Here is a 20223-nt window from a genome sequence, read left to right on the forward strand (position 1 = left end):
GGGGGAACGACGACCATGAACACCGGCGCCCGCGACCTGAAGTTCCGTCAACTCGCCGCCGAACTGCGGCGGCAGGTGCTCCAGGGGACCTGGCCGGCCGGCGGACGGCTGCCCACCGAGAAGGAGCTCGCCGAGGCCAGCGGCACCTCGGTGAGCACGGTCCGCCGCGCCGTGGACGAACTGGTCGCCGAGCAACTGGTCGTGCGCCGGCAGGGCTCGGGCACCTTCGTCGTCCCGCCGAGCTCACCCGCTCCCGGGCGGGCGCTGGTCGGCGTCCTCGTGCCCGACACCGCGTTCTACTACCCGAAGGTCCTCCAGGGCATCGAGGAGACCCTGTCCGCCGCCGGCGCCCGACTGCTGCTCGCCTGCTCCAACTACGACCAGGTCCGCGAGGCGAAGGAACTGCGGGACATGCTGGAGGAGGGCGTCGACGGACTGCTCGTCGTCCCCACCCTGCTCGGACCGGAGCCGGCCCTGACGGTCCTGGCACGGCTGGCGTCACTGCCCGTGCCGACCGTCCTGATCGAACGGCGCGACCCCTCCCTCGCCGCCACCAACACCTCCGTGTGCACCCATCACGAGGCCGGCGCCTACGACGCCGTCCGCCACCTCGCCGGCCTCGGCCACCGCGCGATCGGCCTGGTCCTGCGCGACCAGAGCCCGACCACCGGTCCGGTCGCCGACGGCTTCCACCAGGCGGTGGCCGAACTCGGCGCACGGCACGTCGAGTTCCGCGCCGACCGGGAGGAGTGGTCCCCCGCCGCGGCCGACCGGTGCCTGGCCGCGCTGACCGCCGCCGGCGCCACCGCCGCCGTGTGCTTCGGCGACCGGCAGGCCGCGCTGCTGCTCGGCGCGGCCCGCCGGGCCGGACGCTCCGTCCCCGGCGACCTGGCCCTGGTCGCCTACGACGACGAGATCGCCGACCTCGCCGACATCCCGCTCACCGCGGTCGCGCCGCCCAAGCACCAGCTCGGCCGGATCGCCGCGCAGACGCTGCTCCAGCGGCTCGACGAACCCGCCGTACCGCGCGGCCGGATCCTGCTGCGCCCCACCGTCACCGTCCGGCAGTCCTGCGGAGCGACGTCCGTGCCCGCCGGATCCACGACCCCCGAGGAGAACACCCCGTGACCGACATCCGGCTCGGCCTGATCGGCGCCGGCGCCGTCGGGGCCCTGCACGCCGAGGCCGCCCGCGTCACCCCCGGCGTCCGGGTGACCGCCGTCTGCGACGTCGTCGCCGCGACCGCGCACCGCGTGGCCGGACCGCTGGGCGCCGCGGTCTTCGCCGACCACCGCGACCTCATCGCCTCCGGCCTGGTCGACGCCGTCGTCGTCAACACCCCGCACGCCCTGCACACCGACATCGTCGTCGACGGCGCCGAAGCCGGTCTGCACGTCCTGGTCGAGAAGCCCATGGCGACCACCGTGCAGGACTGCCTGACCATGGAACGCGCCTGCGAGAAGGCCGGCGTCACCCTCTTCGTGGGGCACATCCAGCACTTCCTGCCGCCGATGACCGCCGCGAAGGCCGCCGTGGACGCCGGAGCCGTCGGAGACGTCCTCGCCGTCCACGACTGGCGCGGCACCGACTACCGCCCCGGCAGCCGGCCCTCCTGGTTCTTCGACCCCGCGGTCTCCGGCGGCGGCGTCTTCATCAACATCGGCACCCACTGCGTGGACCGGCTGCTGTGGATCACCGGACGGCGCCCGTCGGCGGTCACCGCGACCGCGGCCCACCGCGGTGACCTGCCGGTGGAGACCGACGTACTGGCCCGGCTGGAGCTGGAGGGGGGAGCCGTCGGCCACATCACGGTCACCAGCGCCCTGCTGCCCGCCCGCGACGAACTCACCGTCATCGGATCGCGCGGCACCCTCCGCGTGTCCCGCGGCACCGGCGCACGGCTCCACCCGGACGACGGCAGCGCCCCGGTCCTGCTGGCCGGGGAGTCCGACGACGACGTGCCGACCGCCTTCCGCGACCAGCTCGCCGCGTTCACCGCCGCCGTACGGGGCGAACGGCCCTGCGCGGTCCCCGCCGCCCACGGACGGCAGGTCGTGACCGCCGTCGCGGGCGTCTACGCCGCCTGCGCCACGGGCGAACGGCATCTGCTGTCCGACGCGGCGCAGGTGCCCGTCGGCTGACCCTCGCACCCGTGCCGGCACCGGCACGGGCAGGGACGCCATCCCTTTCCAACGACGTGGGCGACCCCGGACGCCGCACGTCGAACGCCGAGAAGAGAGGACCTCACGTGTCGTTCACCCAGGACGAGATCGCCACCCAGCCGGAGTGCTGGTCGCGCGCCGCCGAGACCGCCGCCGGACTCGATGACGCACTGCCCTCGGCCGGCGAGGAGGTCGCCGTGGTCGGCTGCGGCACCTCGCTGTACATCGCCCGGTCCTACGCCGTCCTGCGCGAGAGCGCCGGCCACGGCCGCACGGACGCCTTCGCCGCCTCGCAGTTCCCCGCCGGCCGCCGCTACGACCGGATCGTCGCGCTGACCCGGTCGGGCACCACCACCGAGGTCCTCGACCTGGTCCGGGGTGCCGTCCCAAAGACGCCCGCCGAGCGGATCACCGCGATCACCGCGGACCCGGCGACGCCGGTCGCCGCGGCGGCCGGCCGGGTCGTGGCGCTGCCCTTCGCCGACGAACGGTCCGTGGTGCAGACCCGGTTCGCCACCACCGCCCTGGCGCTGCTGCGGGCCCATCTCGGGGAGGACCTGACGGCCGCCGTCGCGGACGCGCGCCGCGCCCTCCTCGCCCCCGTGGACCCCGGCCTGGTCGAGGCCGGGCAGGTGACGTTCCTCGGCAGCGGCTGGACCTGCGGGCTGGCCGACGAGGCCGCGCTGAAGATGCGGGAGGCGGCCGGGGCGTGGACGGAGAGCTACCCGGCCATGGAGTACCGGCACGGCCCCATCAGCATCGCCGCCCCCGGGCGCGCCGTGTGGGTCTTCGGTCGGGTGCCGGCCGGGCTGGCCGACGACATCGCCCGTACCGGCGCCGCCCTCGTGCACACGGACCTCGATCCGCTCGCCGACCTGATCCGCGCCCAGCGGCTGGCCGTTGCCCGTGCCGAGGCCGCCGGCCTGGACCCGGACCGGCCGCGCAACCTCACCCGTTCCGTCGTGCTCACCTGACCGCGCCCGGCCGCAGACGGCCCGGCCCCGGTGTACGCCCGCCCGGCCCCGGCCGCCGGCCGGACGCGGCTCCCTCCCCCGCCCCACCCGCCTGACCGCCTCCCCGGAAGGACGCCCCCGATGACAAGCAGCAGCCCGCCGCCCGGCCAGGTGGTCGCGGTCGACCTCGGCGGCACCGGCATCAAGGCCGCGCTGGTGACCGGCGACGGTGACGTCGTCCGCTCCGTGCACCGGGCGACGCACCGGGAGCGGGGCCCGCGGGCCGTCGTGGACACGGTGGCCGACACCGCCGCCGCCCTCGCCGCCGAGAGCAGGGCCCTGACCGGGCGGGCACCGCTCGCCGTCGGGGTGGCCGTGCCCGGCCTGGTCGACACGGCCCGGGGGGTGGCCCGCTACTCCGCCAACCTCGGCTGGCGCGACGTGCCGCTGCGCGCCGTTCTCTCCGAACGGCTGGCGCTGCCCGTGGCCCTGGGGCACGACGTACGGGCCGGAGCGGTGGCCGAGGGGAGGCTGGGCGCGGGGCGCGGCCACGACGACTTCCTGTTCGTCGCCCTCGGCACGGGCATCGCCGCCGCCCATGTGCACGACGGCCGGGTACGGGAGGGCGTCCGCGGCGGGGCGGGGGAACTCGGCCATCTCACCGTCCGGCAGGGTGGCCCGCGGTGCGGCTGCGGGCGGCGGGGCTGTCTGGAGGCGATCGCCTCCGCGTCCGCGATCGCCCGCCGGTACGCCCGGGCGACCGGCGGCGCCCGGAAGGGGCGCCCCGGGCCGGACGGACTGGATGGACCGGACGGACCAGATGGACTGGACGGCCTGGACGGCCTGGACGGCCTGGACGGCGGAACCGGGTCGGACGGCGGAAACGGGTCGGACCGACCGGAGCGCGAGAACGGGCCGGCTTGGCCGGACGGTCCGGAGAGCGGGAACGGGCAGGACGGCGGGTACGGGCCGAACGGCAGTAACGGGCCGAACGGCGAGTACGGACCAGACGGCAGGAATGGACCGGACGGCGGCGTCACGGCCGAGCAGGTCCGTGAACGCGCCGGCGCGGGCGAGCGGGTGGCCGCGCGGATCTGGGCGTCCGCCGTGCACGCCCTGGCCGACGGTCTCGCCGCGTACACCGTGCTGTGCGAACCCGGCGCGGTCGTGCTCGGCGGAGGACTGGCACGCGCGGGGGCGGCCCTGGCCGACCCTCTGCGCCAAGCCCTGGCGGACCGGCTCGCCTTCCACCGGCCGCCCGAGCTGGTGCTCGCGGAACTCGGAGACCGCGCGGGCTGCCGGGGCGCCGCCCTGCTCGCCCTGGACCTGGCCGGGGAGCGGGCCACCGGACGCGGCGGCGGGGCCGCCCGGCGGAAGGCGGTCCTCTCGTGATCACCACCGTCACGCTGAACGCCGCCGTCGACGTCACGTACACGGTCGACCGCATCCGCACGGGCGGCAGCCACCGGCTCGCCGCCGCCCGGCACCGGGCGGGCGGCAAGGGGGTGAACGTGGCCCGGGTCCTGACAACTCTGGGGCACACCGCCGTGGTCACCGGGCTGGTGGGCGGGCCGCCGGAAGAGTCGGTACGCCGGGACGTGGCCGCCTCCGGGATGCGCGACGCGCTGATGACGATCGCCGGGACCACCCGGCAGACGGTGACCGTGGTGGAGGAGGAGGCCGGCGACGCCGCCGTCTTCCTGGAGCCGGGCCCCCCGGTGAGCGCGGCGGAATGGCGGGTGTTCAGGGCGCACTACCGCCGGCTGCTCGGGCCGTCGGCCGTGGTGGTGCTGTCCGGCAGCCTGCCCGGCGGACTGCCCGACGACGCCTACGCCGAACTCGTCGCGCTGGCCCGGCGGTCGGACGTCCCGGCCGTCCTCGACACCTCCGGCCCGCCCCTGCTGGCCGCGCTGGAGGCCGGTCCGGCCCTGGTGAAACCCAATGCCCGGGAACTGTGCGAGGCCCTCGGCACCGAGGACGTCAGGGCGGGCGCCGACGCGCTGCGCCGCGCCGGGGCGGGGTCCGTGGCGGTGTCCCTGGGCGCGGACGGCCTGCTCGCGGACACCCCCGACGGCGCCTGGCGGGCGAGGCCGCCGCGCCGGCTGGCCGGCAATCCCACGGGCGCCGGGGACGCGGCGGTCGCCGCGCTCAGCGCCGGACTGCGGCACGGCCGGCCCTGGCCGGAACGGATCCGCACGGCCGTGGCGCTGTCCGCCGCCGCCGTAGCGGCTCCGCTCGCCGGGGAGTTCGACGCGGCCGTCTACCGCGAACTCCTGCCCCGCACCACCGTGACGCCCGCGCCGCGGGAGTGAGGTCGCCCTCCCCCCCTGCCCCCCGCCCGGCGCGGCCTGCCCGAACCCCTGCACCAACCCCTGCACCCAAAAGGAGATCTCACCCATGCCCCTCGTGGGAACCGGACCGCTCGCCGAAGCGGCCGTCGCCGAAGGCCGCGGCCTCGGCGCCTTCAACGTCATCCAGCTCGAACACGTCACCGCGATCGTCACGGCGGCGGAGGCGGCCGACGCGCCGGTCGTCCTCCAGATCAGCGAGAACACCGTGCGCTACCACGGCGCCCTGCGCCCTCTGGCGAACGCCGCCCTGTCCGCCGCCGAGGACGCGCGGGTGCCGGTGTCGGTGCACCTGGACCACGCCACCTCGCCCGGCCTGGTGGAGGAGGCCGTCGCACTGGGCCTGCCGTCGGTGATGTTCGACGCCGCGACCCTGCCGTACGCGGAGAACGTCGCCGCGACCGCCGCCCTGGTGGAGCGGTGCCACCGGCACGGGGTGTGGGTGGAGGCCGAACTCGGCGAGATCGGCGGCAAGGACGGCGCCCACGCGCCCGGGGTGCGCACCGATCCCGGCGAGGCGGCCGCGTTCGCCGCGGCCACCGGCGTCGACGGCCTCGCGGTCGCGGTCGGCAGCTCCCACGCGATGCTCGCGCGTGACGCCGTGCTCGACTTCGCGCTGATCCGCGCGCTGCGCGCCGCCGTCCCGGTCCCGCTGGTCCTGCACGGCTCGTCCGGGGTCGGGGACGCGGGCCTGGTCGAGGCGGTGGCCTGCGGCATGACGAAGGTCAACATCTCGACCCATCTCAACTCCCGCTTCACCCACGCCGTACGGGCCGACCTGGACGCCCGCCCGGCATCCGTGGATCCGCGCCGCTATCTGAGCGCGGGCCGGCAGGCCGTCACGGCCGAGACCGAGCGCCTGCTGCGGCTGCTGCGCGGCTCCCCCGTGCCCGCGCGGTCCTGAAGCCCGCCCGCGCAGTCCTGAAGACCGCCCGCCCACTCCCCCCTCTCGCTCCCTCCCCCCGCACGCCCGTCGGCATCACCCCCGGAACGTCCCGTCTTCGCCGAAACGGAGCAGCACCGTGCCCGAGAACCCCTCCTCGCCCCTCGGCCGCCGCGGATTCCTCACCGCGACGGCCCTCGCCCTCACCGGTCTGACCGGCGCCGTCCCCCTCGGCCCGCTCGGCCCCCTGCTGCCCGGCGCCGCCCCCGCCCTGGCCGCCGACGAAGACCCCTTCGCCGTGCTGCGCGCCCGATGGGCCGACATCCTCACCGGCGGTGCCATCGACCCGTCGGACAGCACCTACACCGCAGCCCTCGCCACCCTGTCCGGCACGGCCACCACCCTGTGGAACACGCTCTCCGCGGACGCCTCGGCCCCCTCCCTGTGGCCCGGCCAGACCCTGACCACCCCGGCGAACATGACGGCTGGCTTTAAGCAGCTGGCGGCCATGGCGACGGCGTACGCCACCCCCGGGACCACCGCCACGGACGGCACCGGGCGCGTGCTGTACGGCGACTCGGCGCTCGGCGCGTCGATCGTCGCCGGCCTGGACTTCCTGCACGCGCGGGTCTACCACGCCGACGCCACCGAGTCCGGCAACTGGTGGGAGTGGGAGATCGGTTCGCCCGTCGCGCTCACCAACACCGCGGTGCTGGTGCACCCGTTGCTGTCGCCGTCCCAGCTCGACGCCTACCTCGCCGCCGTCGACCACTTCGTCCCCGACCCCACCCTCAACCGGTACGGCACCGACCGCACGACGTCCACCGGCGCCAACCGTGTCGACCTGTGCCAGGTCGTCGCGGTCCGCGGCGTCCTCGGCGGCAGCGACGAGCGGCTGGCCACGGCCGTGTCCGCGCTCTCGGACGTCTTCCCGTACGTCACCTCCGGCGACGGCCTCTACGCCGACGGCTCCTTCATCCAGCACACCTACATCCCCTACACGGGCACGTACGGCATGGTCATGCTGCGCGGGCTCGCCGTGCTCCTCCAGCTCCTCGACGGCTCCGACCACGCCGTCACCGACCCGGCGACCGCCAACGTCTTCGACTCCGTGGACGCCTCCTTCCGGCCGTGGGTGTGGAACGGCCTGTGCATGGACGCCGTGCGCGGCAGGGCCGTCGGCCGCCCCGCCGAGACGGACTTCTACGACGGCAACCTCATCGTCCAGTCCGTGCTGCGCACCGCCGAGTCCGCGCCGACCACGGAACGGGCCCGGCACCTGCGGAGCCTGGCGAAGGGCTGGATCACCCGCGGCGAGGCCTACGCCCCGTTCGCCGGCACCGCGACGGTGGCGGGCCTCGCCCTGGCCCGGCCGATCCTGGCCGACTCCTCCCTCGTCGCGGCCGAGGAGACCGACGGGCACGTCCAGTTCCCGTCCATGGACCGGGTGGTGCACCGCCGTTCCGGATGGGCCTACGCCCTCTCCCTGTCCTCGGCCCGGGTCGCCCGCTACGAGTCGAGCAACGGGGAGAACCTGCACGGCTGGCACACCGGCGACGGCATGGGATACCTGTACCTGGCCTCCGACCCCGGCCACTACACCGACGGCTACTGGCCCACCGTCGACTCCTACCGGCTGCCGGGCACGACGGTCGACACCGTCGCCCTCGCCGACGCGGCGGGCACCGGCACGCGGCCGGCCGCCACCTGGGTGGGCGGGGCGAGCCTGTCCGGCGCGTACGGCGCCGTGGGCATGGACTTCCGCCAGTACGGCTCCACCCTGACCGCCCGCAAGTCGTGGTTCACGCTGGACGACTGCGTGGTCTGCGTCGGCTCGGCCGTCACCGGGGGCAGCGGCGCCGAGGTGGTCACCGTCGTGGAGAACCGCAACCTGGGTGAGAGCGGCGGCGCCGCCCTCACCGTGGACGGCACCGCGCAGCCTGCCTCGGCCGGCTGGTCGGACACGCTCTCCGTAACCGGCTGGGCCCATCTGGAGGGCACCGGCGGCTACCTCTTCCCCGGCGGGGCCACCGTCCGGGCCGCCCGCACCGACCGCACCGGCGCCTGGAGCGACATCAACACGCTGTCCGGGACCACCGACCGGCTCACCCGGCAGTACGTCTCCCTCTGCCTGCCGCACGGCACCGCGCCCGCCTCGGACTCCTACGCGTACGTCCTGCTGCCCGGCTTCAGCGCGGCCCGCACCCGGGAGCGCGCCGCCGCGCCGACCGTGTCCGTCCTGGCCCGCACCTCCTCGGCGCACGCGGTCCGCGACAGCGCGAGCGGCGTGCTCGCGGTGAACTTCTTCGCCGCGGGCAGCGCCGCGGGCATCACCGTCTCCGCGCCCTGCTCCGTCATCACCCGTCAGAAGGGCGGGCAGTTGACCGTCGGGATCTCGGATCCGGCCCGCACCGCGTCCACCGTCACGGTGCGGCTCCCCCTGGGAGGCACCCCGGTGAGCGTGGACGACGCGATCACCGTCTCCGCGTCGTCGCCGTCCCTCACCCTCGTCGCCGACCTCTCCGGCGCGGCGGGCGCGACCCGTGAGGCCACCTTCACCGTGACCTCGGCGGTGCTGAGTCCCGTCGCCGACGCCTACGTCCGGGACGGCTCCTACGCGGCCACCGGCTACGGATCGGCCACCACCCTGGTCGTCAAGAACGCGAGCGGCAGCGGCTACACCCGCCAGGCGTTCCTGGCCTTCGACACCTCGCCCTTCCTCGGACCGGTCGGCTCCGCCACCCTCGCGGTCAACGGCTACGTCTCGGACTCGGGGGGCACCTCCACGGCCCTGACCGCGTACGCCGTCACCGACACCGCTTGGACGGAGTCCGCGCTGACCTGGAACACCAGGCCCGCACTGGGCCCGGCGCTGTCCACCGCCGTCGCCACGACGGACAGGAGCACGCTCACCTTCGACGTCACCGCCCTGGTCGCCTCGGCGGCGGGCGGCCCGGTGGCCCTCGCCCTGGCCGAGAGCGAGCCCGGCCTGGCCGTGATCCTCAACTCCCGCGAGAACAGCGTCAGCCCACCGACCCTGACCGTGACCCCGGCCGCCTCCTGAACGCCCCCAGTGCGGCGTCGTCCAGGTCGGTCCCGGCCCAGGCGACGTGGCCGTCGGGGCGGATCAGGGCGGCGCGCAGGGCGCTCCAGGCGGCCGGGGGCCGGTCGAGCGTTCCGGTGTGGACGGCGAGCCCCGGCAGCGCGCGGTCCCCGGGCGCGCCGTCGGCCGTCAGGTCGAGCAGGAGGTACGCGTCCGGGCGCAGCAGGGTGAACAGGCGCCGGTGCGTGCCGGTGAAGGCGAGGTCGGGGGCGCGGGTGCCGGTGAGGGGGTGGGCTGCAGGGTCCGCGCCGGGGTAGCGGACGGCGAGCGCGGTGAGCCGTTCGGACAGGGCGCGAGCGAACGCCGGCTGGTCGGCGATCATCCCGCTGAGCAGGGAGCGCAGGGCGAGGCACTCGGGTGTGAAGGTGGACATCAGGGCGGTCTGGGCGCGGCTGTGTTCCGCCAACTGGACGCCGACCGGGTGCCGTTCGGCGTGGTAGGTGTCCAGCAGGCCGTCCGGCGCCCAGCCGTTCAGGGTCGCGGCCAGCTTCCAGCCGAGGTTGTGCGCGTCCTGGATGCCGACGTTCATCCCGACTCCCCCGGCGGGGAAGTGCTGGTGGGCGGCGTCGCCTGCCAGCAGGACGCGGCCGCGTCGGTACTCGGTGGCCAGCCGGGTGGCGTTGCCGAAGCGGGAGAGCCACGACGCGTCGCGCATGCCGAAGTCGTCCCCGGCGACGGCGACGGTCTTGCGCCGCAGCTCCTCCAGGGTGAGGTCGCCCGGCCATTCGGTGGTGAGGCTGCCGGGGCCGGCACCGACGATGCGGAACCGCCCGCCGGGCAGCGGCGCGACCATCACCCCGCCCTTGAGGGTGAAGGTGCTGAAGCCGGGCCGCGGCGGGTTGTCGAGGGCGACGTCGCCGAGCCAGCCGAGGACGGTGGAGGGGGTGCCGGGAAAGCCGATACCGGCGGTGGTGCGGACGGTGCTGCGGACGCCGTCGCAGCCGACGATGTACGCCGCCTCCATCTCGTACGGTCCCCGCGGCCCCTCCACCCGCACGGTCACCGACTCCGCGCGCTCGGTGAACCCGGTGACGCGGTGCCCGCGCTCGATGGTGGCGCCCAGCCCGAGCGCGCGCTCCTCGAGCAGCGCCTCGGTACGGGACTGGGGCAGGGCGAGGGTGTACGGGAACGGGGTGTCCAGTACGCCGAAGTCGAGCCGGTCGTCGAGCATGGCGAAGTGGCCGGTCGGGATCGGCAGGCCCTCGGCGAGGAACGGCCGGTGCGCCTCGCGGGTGGCCAGGACTTCGATGGTGCGCGGGTGAACGGTGAGCGCCTTGGAGCGCTCGTCGATCTCCCCGCGCTCCTCGACGACGGTGACGGAGATCCCGCCGAGCCGCAGTTCGGCGGCGAGCCAGAGGCCGACGGGGCCGCCTCCGGCGATGACGACATGGTGCCTGTCCATAGACCCACCTTCTTGGTCAGTGACCAATAGCTTGTGCCCGCAGTAAACTAGGTCAATGACCAAGAGGCAAACGGGTGACCGTCTCGAACCCGGCACCGTGATCCGTGCCGCGCTGGAACTGCTGGAGGAGAAGGGCCTGGACGCGCTGTCCACCCGGGCGGTCGCCCAACGGCTGGGCGTACGGATGAACACCGTGCTGTGGCATGTGAAGACCAAGGCCCGGATGCTGGAGCTCATGGCGGACGCGGTCGTCGGCGAGATCCCGCTCGACGGCCTGCCGGCCTCACCGGACCGGCGCGCCCGTGAACTGGCCCGCCGCTACCGCCGCGCCCTGCTCGCCCACCGCGACGGCGCCGCGCTCGTCGTCGGCACCTACGCCGCCGAGCCGCACACCCTGCGTTTCGCCGATACCCTCGTCGCCGCGCTCCTGGACGACGGACTGAACGAGTGCGAGGCCGCCTGGACCACATGGACGATCGTGCACTTCACCCTCGGCCTCACCCAGGAGGAACAGGCGGCGCAGCACCGACCGCTGGGCGACCGCCTGGCGACCGCGGTCTCGGAGACGGCCCATCCGGCCCTCCACCGCACGCTCGACCACCTCGCCTCCACGACCTTCGACGAGCGCTTCGAGTTCGGCCTGGCGTCGATCCTCGCCCGGCGGTGAGCGCAGGCGGCCGCCCGGCCGTGGTGAGGCCGGGGACGGCAGAGGCCGCCCCTGTCGGGGCGGCCTCTGCCGGGAGGGGTGTGCCCTGCGCGGGGCGGGGCGCAGGTTACGCGGACCGGCCCGCCGGGGCGAGCAGGGCTCCGTTCGTCCGGGCCAGCTCGCCGAGCCAGTGGGCGCTGGGCTTCGGCGTCCGCTCCTGGGTGGTGCGGTCGACGGCGACGAGGCCGAACGTCGGACCGTAGCCGAAGATCCACTCGAAGTTGTCGAAGGCCGTCCACGCGATGTAGCCGCGGACGTCGATCCCGTCGGCGATGCACGAGGCGACCCCGGCGACGGCGGTGCGGACATAGGCGAGCCGCTGTGAGTCGTCCGCGGTGGCGAGGCCGTTCTCGGTGACGAAGACCGGGATCTGCGCGACGCGTGCCGCTTCCCGGATCGTCGCCTCGAGCCCCTCCGGGTAGATCTCCTCTCCCAGCTGGTTCGTGGGCACGCCGGCCGGCACCTCGGCGAGCCCGTCGGGTCCGAAGAGGTGGCGGCCGTAGGTCTGGATCCCCACGAAGTCGTCCTCGCGGGAGGCCACGAGATAGCGTTCGTTGACCTCGCGCCGCACCGTGTCGGCGCGGGTCTCGCCGCCGGCGGCCGCCTGGATGTCGGAGTTGGCGAGCGTCCACCCCACCATCAGGTCCGGGCGGTGCGCCTTGATGGCCGCCTTGCCCGCACGGTGTGCCGCGAGCTTCACCTCGAAGCCCGCCTCGGAGGAGGTGAACTGGAAGGGCGCGATCCGGCGCGGCTCGACGCCCAGGCGCTCGGCGGCCGCCGCCCAGACGGGCACCTGGGCGCGGTGCTCGGGAGCCTCGCCCCCGATGCCGATCGCGGCGAGGAGGGAGGCGAGATTGGGCTCGTTGAGCGTGCAGGCGACGTCGACGAGGTCGCCGAGGTGCTCGGTCACCACCTCGCAGTAGCGGGCGAACCGCGCCGGTGTGCCCGGGTCCTCCCAGCCCCCGGCGGCCAGGAGCCAGCGGGGCGAGGTGAAGTGGTGGTAGGTGACGACCGTCGCCAGACCGTGCTCCCGGCAGGTTTCGAGGACACGCCGGTAGTGGTCCAGCGCCGCGGTCGAGAAGCGCCCCTCCTCGGGCTCGATGCGCGCCCACTCCAGCGAGAACCGGTAGCTGGTGAGGCCGAGGGACGCCAGGAGCGCGATGTCCTCCCGGTAGCGGTGGTAGTGGTCGACGGCGTCTCCGGACGGCTCGGCGAAGATCGTTCCGGGGAGGTTCTCGAGCAGCCATACGTCACTGTTGACGTTGTTCCCCTCGACCTGGTGCGCGGCGGTGGCGGCGCCCCACAGGAAGCCGTCGGGGAAGGGGGAGGAGGTCGGCGAGGCGTTCATGGTTTCCTCTCGGCGCCCGCGTCAGCGGACGCCCTTGACGAAGGTGACGGTGATGCTCCCCAGGGCGCACAGCGCGGCGGCGGCGAACCACAGGAGCCGGTAGTTGTGGCCGTCGCCGATCGCGAGGATCGCCGGGGCCGCGGCGGGGACGATGATGTTGGGAATGCTGAGCGCGAGGCCGAAGACCGCCATGTCCTTGCCGGTGTCGCGGGCGTCGGGGAGGACGGCCGCGCACAGCGCCATGTCGACGGTCAGGTACATGGCCTGGCCCATCGCGAAGACGACCCACGCGACGACGAACTGCGCGAACGTGGTCGAGGTCCCGCCGATGACGAGTCCGGCCGCCATGAGGAGGGCGGCGACGACGACGAACGGCTTGCGGCGGCCGACCTTGTCCGACAGCCAGCCGGAGCCGGCGAAGAACAGCACGCTGACCGGGGCCGAGATCAGCGTGAGCGTGCCCGCATGCGCGCCGGCCTCGGCGATCGGCATGTCCAGGCCGTCCATCATGAAGTAGATGAAGTAGGAGAACAGGGCGGTCATGGCGATGCCCGCGAGGAACCGGGAGACCCAGGCCCAGCCGAAGTCCGGGTGCCTGCGCGGGTTGACGAGGAACGTCCGCGCCATCGCCTTGACGTCCAGCGGGGGGAGCTCGTCGCGGGTCCTGACCGGGTCCTTGTAGAGGAGCAGCAGCGGCAGGGTGAGGACCAGCGCGAGCAGGACCGGGACCGTCATCATGAGCAGCGGCGTGCCCACGAGGGCCGCGGCCAGGTAGGAGCCGGCCGACAGGGCCAGGGCGCCGAACATGCCCATGATGCCCATCACGCGGCCCCGGTTGGCGTCCGGCAGACCCTCGACGGGGATCACGCTGTAGGCGTTGAACGAGGCCTGCGCCGCGATGACGGCGATCGTGTACGCCGTGATGATCACGGGGACTGAGGGCACCAGGCCGATGACGGCGGTCCCCAGCAGGGTGGCGCCGAGGCCGGCGAGGATCCAGGGGCGCCGTCGGCCGAAGCGGCTGGCCGACCGGTCCGACAGCGCGCCGGCCAGGGGCACCGTGGCGAGGAGGACGAGCGCGCTGATCGAGACGGCGAGGCCGTAGCTCGACTCCTTCGTCTCCGGGTCGATGGCCGCCAGCCGCAGGGACAGCGAGGTGCTCAGGGTGAGCATCATGATGTACATCCCGACCGCCGCCACGAGGACGAGGGCGATCGTCCTGCGCGGCGATCCCGGAGAACCCGCGGGATCGCCCTGCTGCGCCGGGGCCTCGCTGCCTGCTCCGGCCTTCGCGGGACCGGCGTCCCGCTCCGCCGCAAGGGTGGGGTCACTCATGGGGAATCCTCCTCTGGATCAGAGCCGCCATTGGCTCTGGAAGGCCGGTGAGGCGTGTCCGGCGACGCCACCGTAGATGAACATGAACCACATTGGAATACATCTCGCCGTAACTTGTTGACCACACCGGAAAGGGATGAGGACGGTGCGATAGCCTCGCCCGGGGAGGACGGACCGGCGGGGGAAGAGGCAGAGGATGACAGAGTCGACGCGCACCTCCGCCCGGAGCGGCACGCGCGCGCGGTACGCCAACGGCGAGCGCAAGCGCGCCGAACTCGTGGACGCGGCCTTCCGGGTGTTCGCCGAGAACGGCTTCGAGCGTCTGTCCGTACGCCAGATCGCCGAAGGGATCGGCACGAGTCACACGCTGCTCCTGCACCACTTCGGCTCCAAGACCGCGCTCCTGGAGGCCGTGCTCGCGCGCCGCGAGGAGATCGAGGGGCCGTGGCGCCTCGCGCTCATGAAGGACCGGGGCCTGCTCGACACCGTGCCGGAGGTCATGCGGAACAACGCGGAGATCCGGGGTGTCATCCGGCTCGACGTGACGCTGCGCGCCGAGGCCGACCGGCCGGAACACCCGGCACACGACTTCATCCGGCGCAGGGACGCGGACTTCGTCGGCTCGGTCCGCACCGAACTCGCACGCGAACTGGACGCCGGCCGCCTCAGGGAAGGGCTCGACCTGTCCGTCCTGGCCCGCCAGATCACCGCGCTGATCGAGGGCATCCAGATCGCGTGGCTGCACGACGAGACGATCGACATGGCCGCCCACCTCGAGGCGTTCATGTCGCTCATCAGAAAGCCCCGGTAGCCGAACGGCTCCGGCCACCGGCCGCGGTCGGTCCCGCCGTGGAGACGGGCCGGTCAGCCGTGCCCGTGTGACGGCGAACAGCACTGCGCCCCGCCGGCTGTCGCCGGCGGGGCGGAGGAAGGTGCCGCGTCCCGGACACAGCGGGACGGGGGGCCGTGGGCCGGGGCGTCAGCCGGCCGCCGCCGGAGCGGCGGCGGGCCGCGGCTCGGCGTGGACGCTCTCCACGTCGTCGACGGGGGAAGCCGTCGCGCTGTCGTACTTCGCGCGGTCGAGGATCTTCTCGCGGGCGGAGACGAGGACCGGGACGAGGGCCTGGCCCGCGACGTTGGTGGCGGTGCGCATCATGTCCAGGATCGGGTCGATCGCCAGCAGCAGGCCCACGCCCTCCATCGGCAGGCCGAGGGTGGACAGGGTCAGCGTGAGCATGACGGTCGCACCCGTCAGGCCCGCGGTGGCCGCCGAGCCGATCACCGAGACGAACGCGATGAGCAGGTACTCCCTGACACCGAGCTCCACACCGAAGATCTGGGCCACGAAGATCGCGGAGATGGCCGGGTAGATCGCCGCGCAGCCGTCCATCTTGGTCGTCGCGCCGAACGGCACGGCGAAGGAGGCGTAGTCCTTCGGGACGCCGAGGCGGATCGCCGACTGCTGGGTGACCGGCATGGTGCCGACCGAGGAGCGGGAGACGAACGCGAGCTGGATGGCGGGCCAGGCGCCCTTGAAGAACTGGAGCGGGCTGAGTTTGCCGACGAAGGCGAGCAGCAGCGGGTAGACGCCGAACAGCACCAGCGCGCAGCCGATGTAGATGTCGGCGGTGAAGGTCGCGTAGTTGCCGACCAGGTCCCAGCCGTACTGGACGATCGCGCGCCCGATGAGGCCCGCGGAGCCGATCGGGGCCAGCAGGATCACCCACCACAGGGCCTTCTGCAGCAGCTCCAGGACGGATTCGGAGAGGTCCAGGACGGGCTGGGCCTTCGGGCCGATCTTGAGGATGGCGATTCCGGCGACGACCGCCATGAAGACGATCTGCAGGACGTTGAGCTCCGTGAACGGCGTGATCACGTCCGTGGGGACGATGCCGGTCAGGAAGTCGAGCCAGCTGCCGGCGTGGTCCGGCCGGGCGCCGTCGGCGGGGGTCAGGTCGGAGCCGGAGCCCGGGTTGGAGACCAGGCCGACGGCGAGGCCGATGACCACCGCGATCAGCGAGGTGATCATGAACCAGAGCAGGGTGCGGCCGGCCAGGCGGGCCGCGTTGTTGACCTTCCGCAGGTTGGTGATGGACACCGTGATCGCGAAGAAGACCAGGGGGGCCACGGCCAGCTTCAGCAGCTGCACGAAGATGCCGCCCACCTTGTCGAGGGCGGTGGCGAGCCAGGACACGTCGTAGGTGCGGGCGACGTACCCGAGCACCAGGCCGACGACGAGGCCGAGCAGGACCTGGGCCCAGAACGGCAGGGGTATCCGGAAGCCGGGCTTCGCAGGCTTCGGATCGGCGGTGTTCGCGGACACGGACACACTCCAGTGAGGACGCGCGGGGATGAACGGGGAAGGAGACGAACGGCGGAAGGCAGGCACGGGGCGGCGGCCGCGCGGAAGCGCCGACGACGCCGCCCCGGCGAGGAGATCACCGGTCAGGGGCGACAGGCGGCGGACATGCGGCGGCAGAGGTCGATGTGCAGACGGGCCACGAGCGGCACGCTCACGACCGAGCGGCCGGCGCCTTGGGCGGCGGCTGAACGGCGGGCGGCTTCTGTCTTCACACAGAGAAATTAACACTTGCACTTTGAGAACATCAAAGCCGTTCTTTGGCGGACCCCTGCCCGCCCCCCTCCGTCCCTCGCCCGCTCGGGGCTTCCCGGCGCGTGGGACGGAGGGGGTCGAGGGCGCTACGGGTGGCCGGTCGCTCCCGGAGTCACTCGGCGTCGCGACCCGGCGCGCCCGCTCGCCTCGGCGCGGAACCCCCGGGGTTCGCGAGCGCGATGCCGCCCGGGGCGGAGTGGGGGGCGGCCGGTGCTCAGGCCTGGTGGGTGCCGGGTTCGGGGCGGGGGCGGGGCCGGCGGTGCAGCAGGCCGAAGCGGTCCCACTGGGTCTCCGCGGCCTCGATGGAGCGCCGGGTGCGTTCGGCGTCCACGGTGGCCAGTTCGGCCACGATCGCCTGGACCAGGGCGGTGCCGGCGGTGAGGGAGGGGAAGAAGGAGACGCCCTCGGCCGGGACCAGCAGGACCTCGTCCGCGGCCTCGGCCAGGGCGGGGCTGGCCGCGTCGGTGAGCGCGTAGACCTTGGCGCCGCGGCGGTGCGCCTCGCCGGCGGCCAGCACCGTACTGGCGTACAGCCGCCAGAAGCTGATGGCGATCAGCGTGTCCTCGCCGGTCATGGCGGAGACGACGTTGGCCAGTTGGGCGTCGCCGCCGGTGACGGCGGTGACGGCGTAGCCGGCCAGGCGGGCGTTGTGGGCGAAGGCGATGCCGGTGGCCGCGTAACTGCCGTCGGCGACGACGACGGTGTGCCGGGCCGCGGCCACGGCCTCGGCGACCCGGCGGACCGCGTCCGCGTCCAGCCGGCGGGTGAGCAGGGCGACACTGTCCAGGTCCCGGCGCAGGGACGCCTCCCCGGCGGCGTCGGTGGCGTGGTGCTCGGCGGCGACGTCGGGGGCGCTGAGGGCGGACAGGTAGCGGGCGCGCAGTTCCTGCTGGAGCGCGGGCCAGCCGGCGAACCCGAGGGCCTGTGCGGTGCGGGTGACGGTCGCGGTGTTCACGGCGGCCAGCGCCGCCAGCTCCGCCGTGGAGGCGAACGACGCCCGGCGCGGCTGGGTGAGCAGGACGTCCAGCACCGCCGCGCCCTTGGTGCGCAGCCCGCGGGCGGGCAGCCGGCCGCGCAGCCAGGCCTCGAAGCCGTCACCCGCGTCGTCGCCCGTGGCGTGGTCGTGGGCGCGTCCGGCGTCCGTACCGGCGTCGGCGTCCGCGTGCGTCGAAGTCACTGGGCCCCCTCCCGTCTCCCGCTGCGTGTTACGGGGTCAGGTTACCGGCGTAACGAACAGAAAAATCTGCAACAGCTATTGCAGATGAACGGAAGTGCAGAATACGTTGCTCGCATCTCGATCCCCGGAGGTGCGGGCCATGTCCCTGACGGCAAGATTGGACCGTCTGCCCCTGAGCAGACCTCACTACGCGCTGCTGCTGATCGGCGGGCTGGGCTACACGTTCGACGGCATGGACTCGGCGGTCGTCGCCTTCCTCATGCCCAGCGCCCAGGAGGCATGGGACCTCGGCAACGGCGCGCTCGGACTGATCGGCTCCGCCTCGCCGTTCGGCTTCCTCTTCGGCGCCGCGCTCGCGGGCATTCTCGGCGACCGCATCGGCCGCCGCAAGGTCATGATGTGGGCGCTCGCCTTCTACGCCTTCTTCTCCCTGGTGGCCGCCGTCGCGCCGAACTACGAGATCTTCCTCGGCGCCCGGGTCCTGGCCGGCGCCGGCGCGGGGGCCGAGAGCGCGATCATCGCCCCGTTCCTCTCCGAGTTCGTGCCCGCCGCCCGCCGCGGCTGGTTCGTCGGAGCCCTCGCCGGCTTCTTCTCCTTCGGTTTCGTCGCCGCGGCCCTCATCGGCCGGTTCGTCGTGCCCACCGTGCCCGAGGGCTGGCGCGTCGCCCAGGTGATCACCGCGCTTCCGGTGGTCATGCTGCTGTGGTGGCGCCGGACACTGCCCGAGTCACCGCGCTACCTCATGGCCCGCGGCCGCCACCAGGAGGCCGAACGGATCGTCACCGATCTCGAAGACCGGGTCCGGGCCGCGATCGGCAAGCCCCTGCCTCCCGTACCGGTCCAGGACGCCGCCGCGATCGCACCGGTCCGCTCCGCACCGAGCCTGCCGACCGCGCTGCGCTACCTGTGGAGCGGCGCCATGGCCCGGCGTACGGCGATCACCTGGCTCATCTGGTTCGTGATCACGTTCTCGTACTACGGCTTCTTCTCCTGGATCCCGACCCTGCTGGTCCAGCGCGGCATCACGGTGACCAAGAGCTTCGAGTTCTCGATCATCATCTACCTGGCGCAGATCCCCGGTTACTTCTCGGCGGCCTGGCTGTCGGAGCGGCTCGACCGCAAGAACGTCATCGCCCTCTACCTCAGCGGCTCCGCCGTCAGCGCCTTCTGGCTCAGCCAGACGTCCACCCCGGTGTCGATCACCCTGGCGGGCGCGGTCCTGTCGTTCTTCCTCAACGGCACCTACGCCGGCGTCTACTCCTACACGCCCGAGGTCTTCCCGACCTGGATCAGGGCCACCGGCACCGGCCTGTCCAGCGCCTTCGGCCGCGTCGGCTCCATCCTCGCCCCCGTCATCATCGGCTTCTCGGCCGCCGGCTTCGGCTTCGCCGGGGTGTTCGGCCTGACCACGGCCGTCCTGGCGGTCGGCGTGCTGTGCACCGTCCTGTTCGGCGTCAGCACCGCGGGCCGCTCCCTGGAGGACCTCACCGAGCCGGCCGCCCCCACGCCCACGTCCACGCCCGCCGAGGGCACCGCGCACCAGGAGGTGGCCGGACGATGACCGGTCCCACCGCGTACGACCCGGCCGCGACGCTCGCCGCACTGGAGGAGGAGGTGCGCGCCACCGTGGGGGTGCGCCTGTTCACGGTGCTGGCCTGGCTGCCCGAGCGCACCACCCTGCGGCGGGTCCACTCCAGCCACCCGCGGCAGTACCCGGTCGGCGGCGAGAAGTCCGTGGAGGTCTCCGGCGGCTGGCTGGAGCACTGCATCAGCCGGCAGCTGCCGTACCTCGGCCCCGACCGGGCCGCCGTACGGGAGGTCTTCGCCGACCACCGCGTCATCGACGCGCTCGGCTGCGGCGCCGTCATCAACACACCCGTCGTCGACGCCGGACGGACCCTGGGCGTCCTCAACGCCCTGGACGCGGAGGGCGGCTACGACGAGGCGGCCGTGCGCACGGTCGCCGCGCTGGCCGACCGTGCCGTGCCCGCCCTGCGCGCCCTCACCCAGGGCGCGCGGCCGACCGGGTGACACCGCCGGGCGGACCGGACCGGTCCGCCCCGCCGCGGGCCGGCCGCCCCCCCCCCCGGGCCCCCCCCCCCCCCACCCCCACCCCCCCCCCCCCCCCCCCCCCCGCCCCCCCCGCACCCCCCCCTGCCAGCTGCGTGGCCACGCCCCCCGGGGCCGACGGG

The 20223-nt window shown here is 74.0% G+C and carries 16 protein-coding genes; 11 read left to right on the forward strand and 5 right to left on the reverse strand.

All coding sequences use genetic code 11. The annotated features are described in order from the left end of the window. Positions 1-15: 15 nt before the first annotated feature. The 7 genes from ACFV9M_RS15160 to ACFV9M_RS15190 all read left to right on the forward strand — a co-directional run bounded on the left by ACFV9M_RS15160 (position 16) and on the right by ACFV9M_RS15190 (position 9410). Entirely contained in the window at positions 16-1128 is a 1113-nt protein-coding gene (locus tag ACFV9M_RS15160; RefSeq protein ID WP_385078926.1) for a LacI family DNA-binding transcriptional regulator, read from the forward strand. Continuing rightward, positions 1125-2141, forward strand: coding sequence for a Gfo/Idh/MocA family protein (locus ACFV9M_RS15165; protein WP_385078923.1), 1017 nt, complete (start codon positions 1125-1127; stop codon positions 2139-2141). Before ACFV9M_RS15160 ends, ACFV9M_RS15165 begins: the two co-directional genes overlap by 4 nt. Positions 2142-2248: 107 nt before the next feature. After that, positions 2249-3136: an SIS domain-containing protein gene (locus tag ACFV9M_RS15170; RefSeq protein WP_385078920.1), complete on the forward strand. Its 888-nt coding sequence runs from the start codon at positions 2249-2251 to the stop codon at positions 3134-3136. Between the two features lie 120 nt (positions 3137-3256). Continuing rightward, complete coding sequence (locus ACFV9M_RS15175) at positions 3257-4507, forward strand: ROK family protein (RefSeq protein ID WP_385078917.1); 1251 nt, start codon at positions 3257-3259, stop codon at positions 4505-4507. Beyond that, positions 4504-5427, forward strand: a complete 924-nt coding sequence (locus ACFV9M_RS15180) for a 1-phosphofructokinase family hexose kinase (RefSeq protein WP_385078914.1) — start codon at positions 4504-4506, stop codon at positions 5425-5427. The genes ACFV9M_RS15175 and ACFV9M_RS15180 overlap by 4 nt, the downstream gene beginning before the upstream one ends. A gap of 85 nt (positions 5428-5512) precedes the next feature. After that, positions 5513-6367, forward strand: a complete 855-nt coding sequence (locus ACFV9M_RS15185) for a ketose-bisphosphate aldolase (RefSeq protein WP_385078912.1) — start codon at positions 5513-5515, stop codon at positions 6365-6367. Positions 6368-6485: 118 nt separating this feature from the next. Further along, complete coding sequence (locus ACFV9M_RS15190) at positions 6486-9410, forward strand: polysaccharide lyase family 8 super-sandwich domain-containing protein (RefSeq protein ID WP_385078909.1); 2925 nt, start codon at positions 6486-6488, stop codon at positions 9408-9410. On the opposite strand, the gene ACFV9M_RS15195 is transcribed toward ACFV9M_RS15190, so the two are convergent. Beyond that, positions 9370-10851, reverse strand: coding sequence for an FAD-dependent monooxygenase (locus ACFV9M_RS15195; RefSeq protein WP_385078906.1), 1482 nt, complete (start codon positions 10849-10851; stop codon positions 9370-9372). The two genes, ACFV9M_RS15190 and ACFV9M_RS15195, sit on opposite strands and share 41 nt — an antisense overlap. Positions 10852-10906: 55 nt before the next feature. Between ACFV9M_RS15195 and ACFV9M_RS15200 the strand changes: the two genes are divergently transcribed. Next, the gene (locus ACFV9M_RS15200; RefSeq protein WP_385078903.1) at positions 10907-11518 is read left to right on the forward strand and encodes a TetR/AcrR family transcriptional regulator C-terminal domain-containing protein; all 612 of its coding nucleotides are present in this window, start codon (positions 10907-10909) and stop codon (positions 11516-11518) included. Positions 11519-11624: 106 nt separating this feature from the next. Here the strand turns inward: ACFV9M_RS15200 and ACFV9M_RS15205 are convergent, their stop codons facing one another. Both ACFV9M_RS15205 and ACFV9M_RS15210 read right to left on the reverse strand, forming a co-directional pair. Further along, positions 11625-12905, reverse strand: a complete 1281-nt coding sequence (locus tag ACFV9M_RS15205) for a glycoside hydrolase family 1 protein (protein WP_385076237.1) — start codon at positions 12903-12905, stop codon at positions 11625-11627. A 21-nt stretch (positions 12906-12926) separates the two neighbouring features. Next, complete coding sequence (locus ACFV9M_RS15210; RefSeq protein WP_385076239.1) at positions 12927-14240, reverse strand: MFS transporter; 1314 nt, start codon at positions 14238-14240, stop codon at positions 12927-12929. 196 nt (positions 14241-14436) lie between these two features. On the opposite strand from ACFV9M_RS15210, the gene ACFV9M_RS15215 reads away from it, so the two are divergent. Then, a complete protein-coding gene (locus ACFV9M_RS15215) occupies positions 14437-15051 on the forward strand; it encodes a TetR/AcrR family transcriptional regulator (RefSeq protein ID WP_385076242.1) in 615 nt (204 codons plus the stop codon). A gap of 168 nt (positions 15052-15219) precedes the next feature. Here the strand turns inward: ACFV9M_RS15215 and ACFV9M_RS15220 are convergent, their stop codons facing one another. Together ACFV9M_RS15220 and ACFV9M_RS15225 are read right to left on the reverse strand one after the other, a co-directional pair. Beyond that, positions 15220-16563: a dicarboxylate/amino acid:cation symporter gene (locus tag ACFV9M_RS15220; protein ID WP_385076244.1), complete on the reverse strand. Its 1344-nt coding sequence runs from the start codon at positions 16561-16563 to the stop codon at positions 15220-15222. Positions 16564-17068: 505 nt separating this feature from the next. Beyond that, complete coding sequence (locus ACFV9M_RS15225; RefSeq protein ID WP_385076247.1) at positions 17069-18031, reverse strand: MurR/RpiR family transcriptional regulator; 963 nt, start codon at positions 18029-18031, stop codon at positions 17069-17071. A 139-nt stretch (positions 18032-18170) separates the two neighbouring features. On the opposite strand from ACFV9M_RS15225, the gene ACFV9M_RS15230 reads away from it, so the two are divergent. After that, positions 18171-19592, forward strand: a complete 1422-nt coding sequence (locus tag ACFV9M_RS15230) for an MFS transporter (RefSeq protein WP_385076249.1) — start codon at positions 18171-18173, stop codon at positions 19590-19592. After that, positions 19589-20062 (forward strand): GAF domain-containing protein, encoded by a 474-nt coding sequence (locus ACFV9M_RS15235; RefSeq protein WP_385076252.1) that lies wholly within the window; start codon positions 19589-19591, stop codon positions 20060-20062. The genes ACFV9M_RS15230 and ACFV9M_RS15235 overlap by 4 nt, the downstream gene beginning before the upstream one ends. Positions 20063-20223 lie beyond the last annotated feature (161 nt).

The organism is Streptomyces sp. NPDC059895 (assembly GCF_042731035.1).
GTDB lineage: Bacteria > Actinomycetota > Actinomycetes > Streptomycetales > Streptomycetaceae > Streptomyces.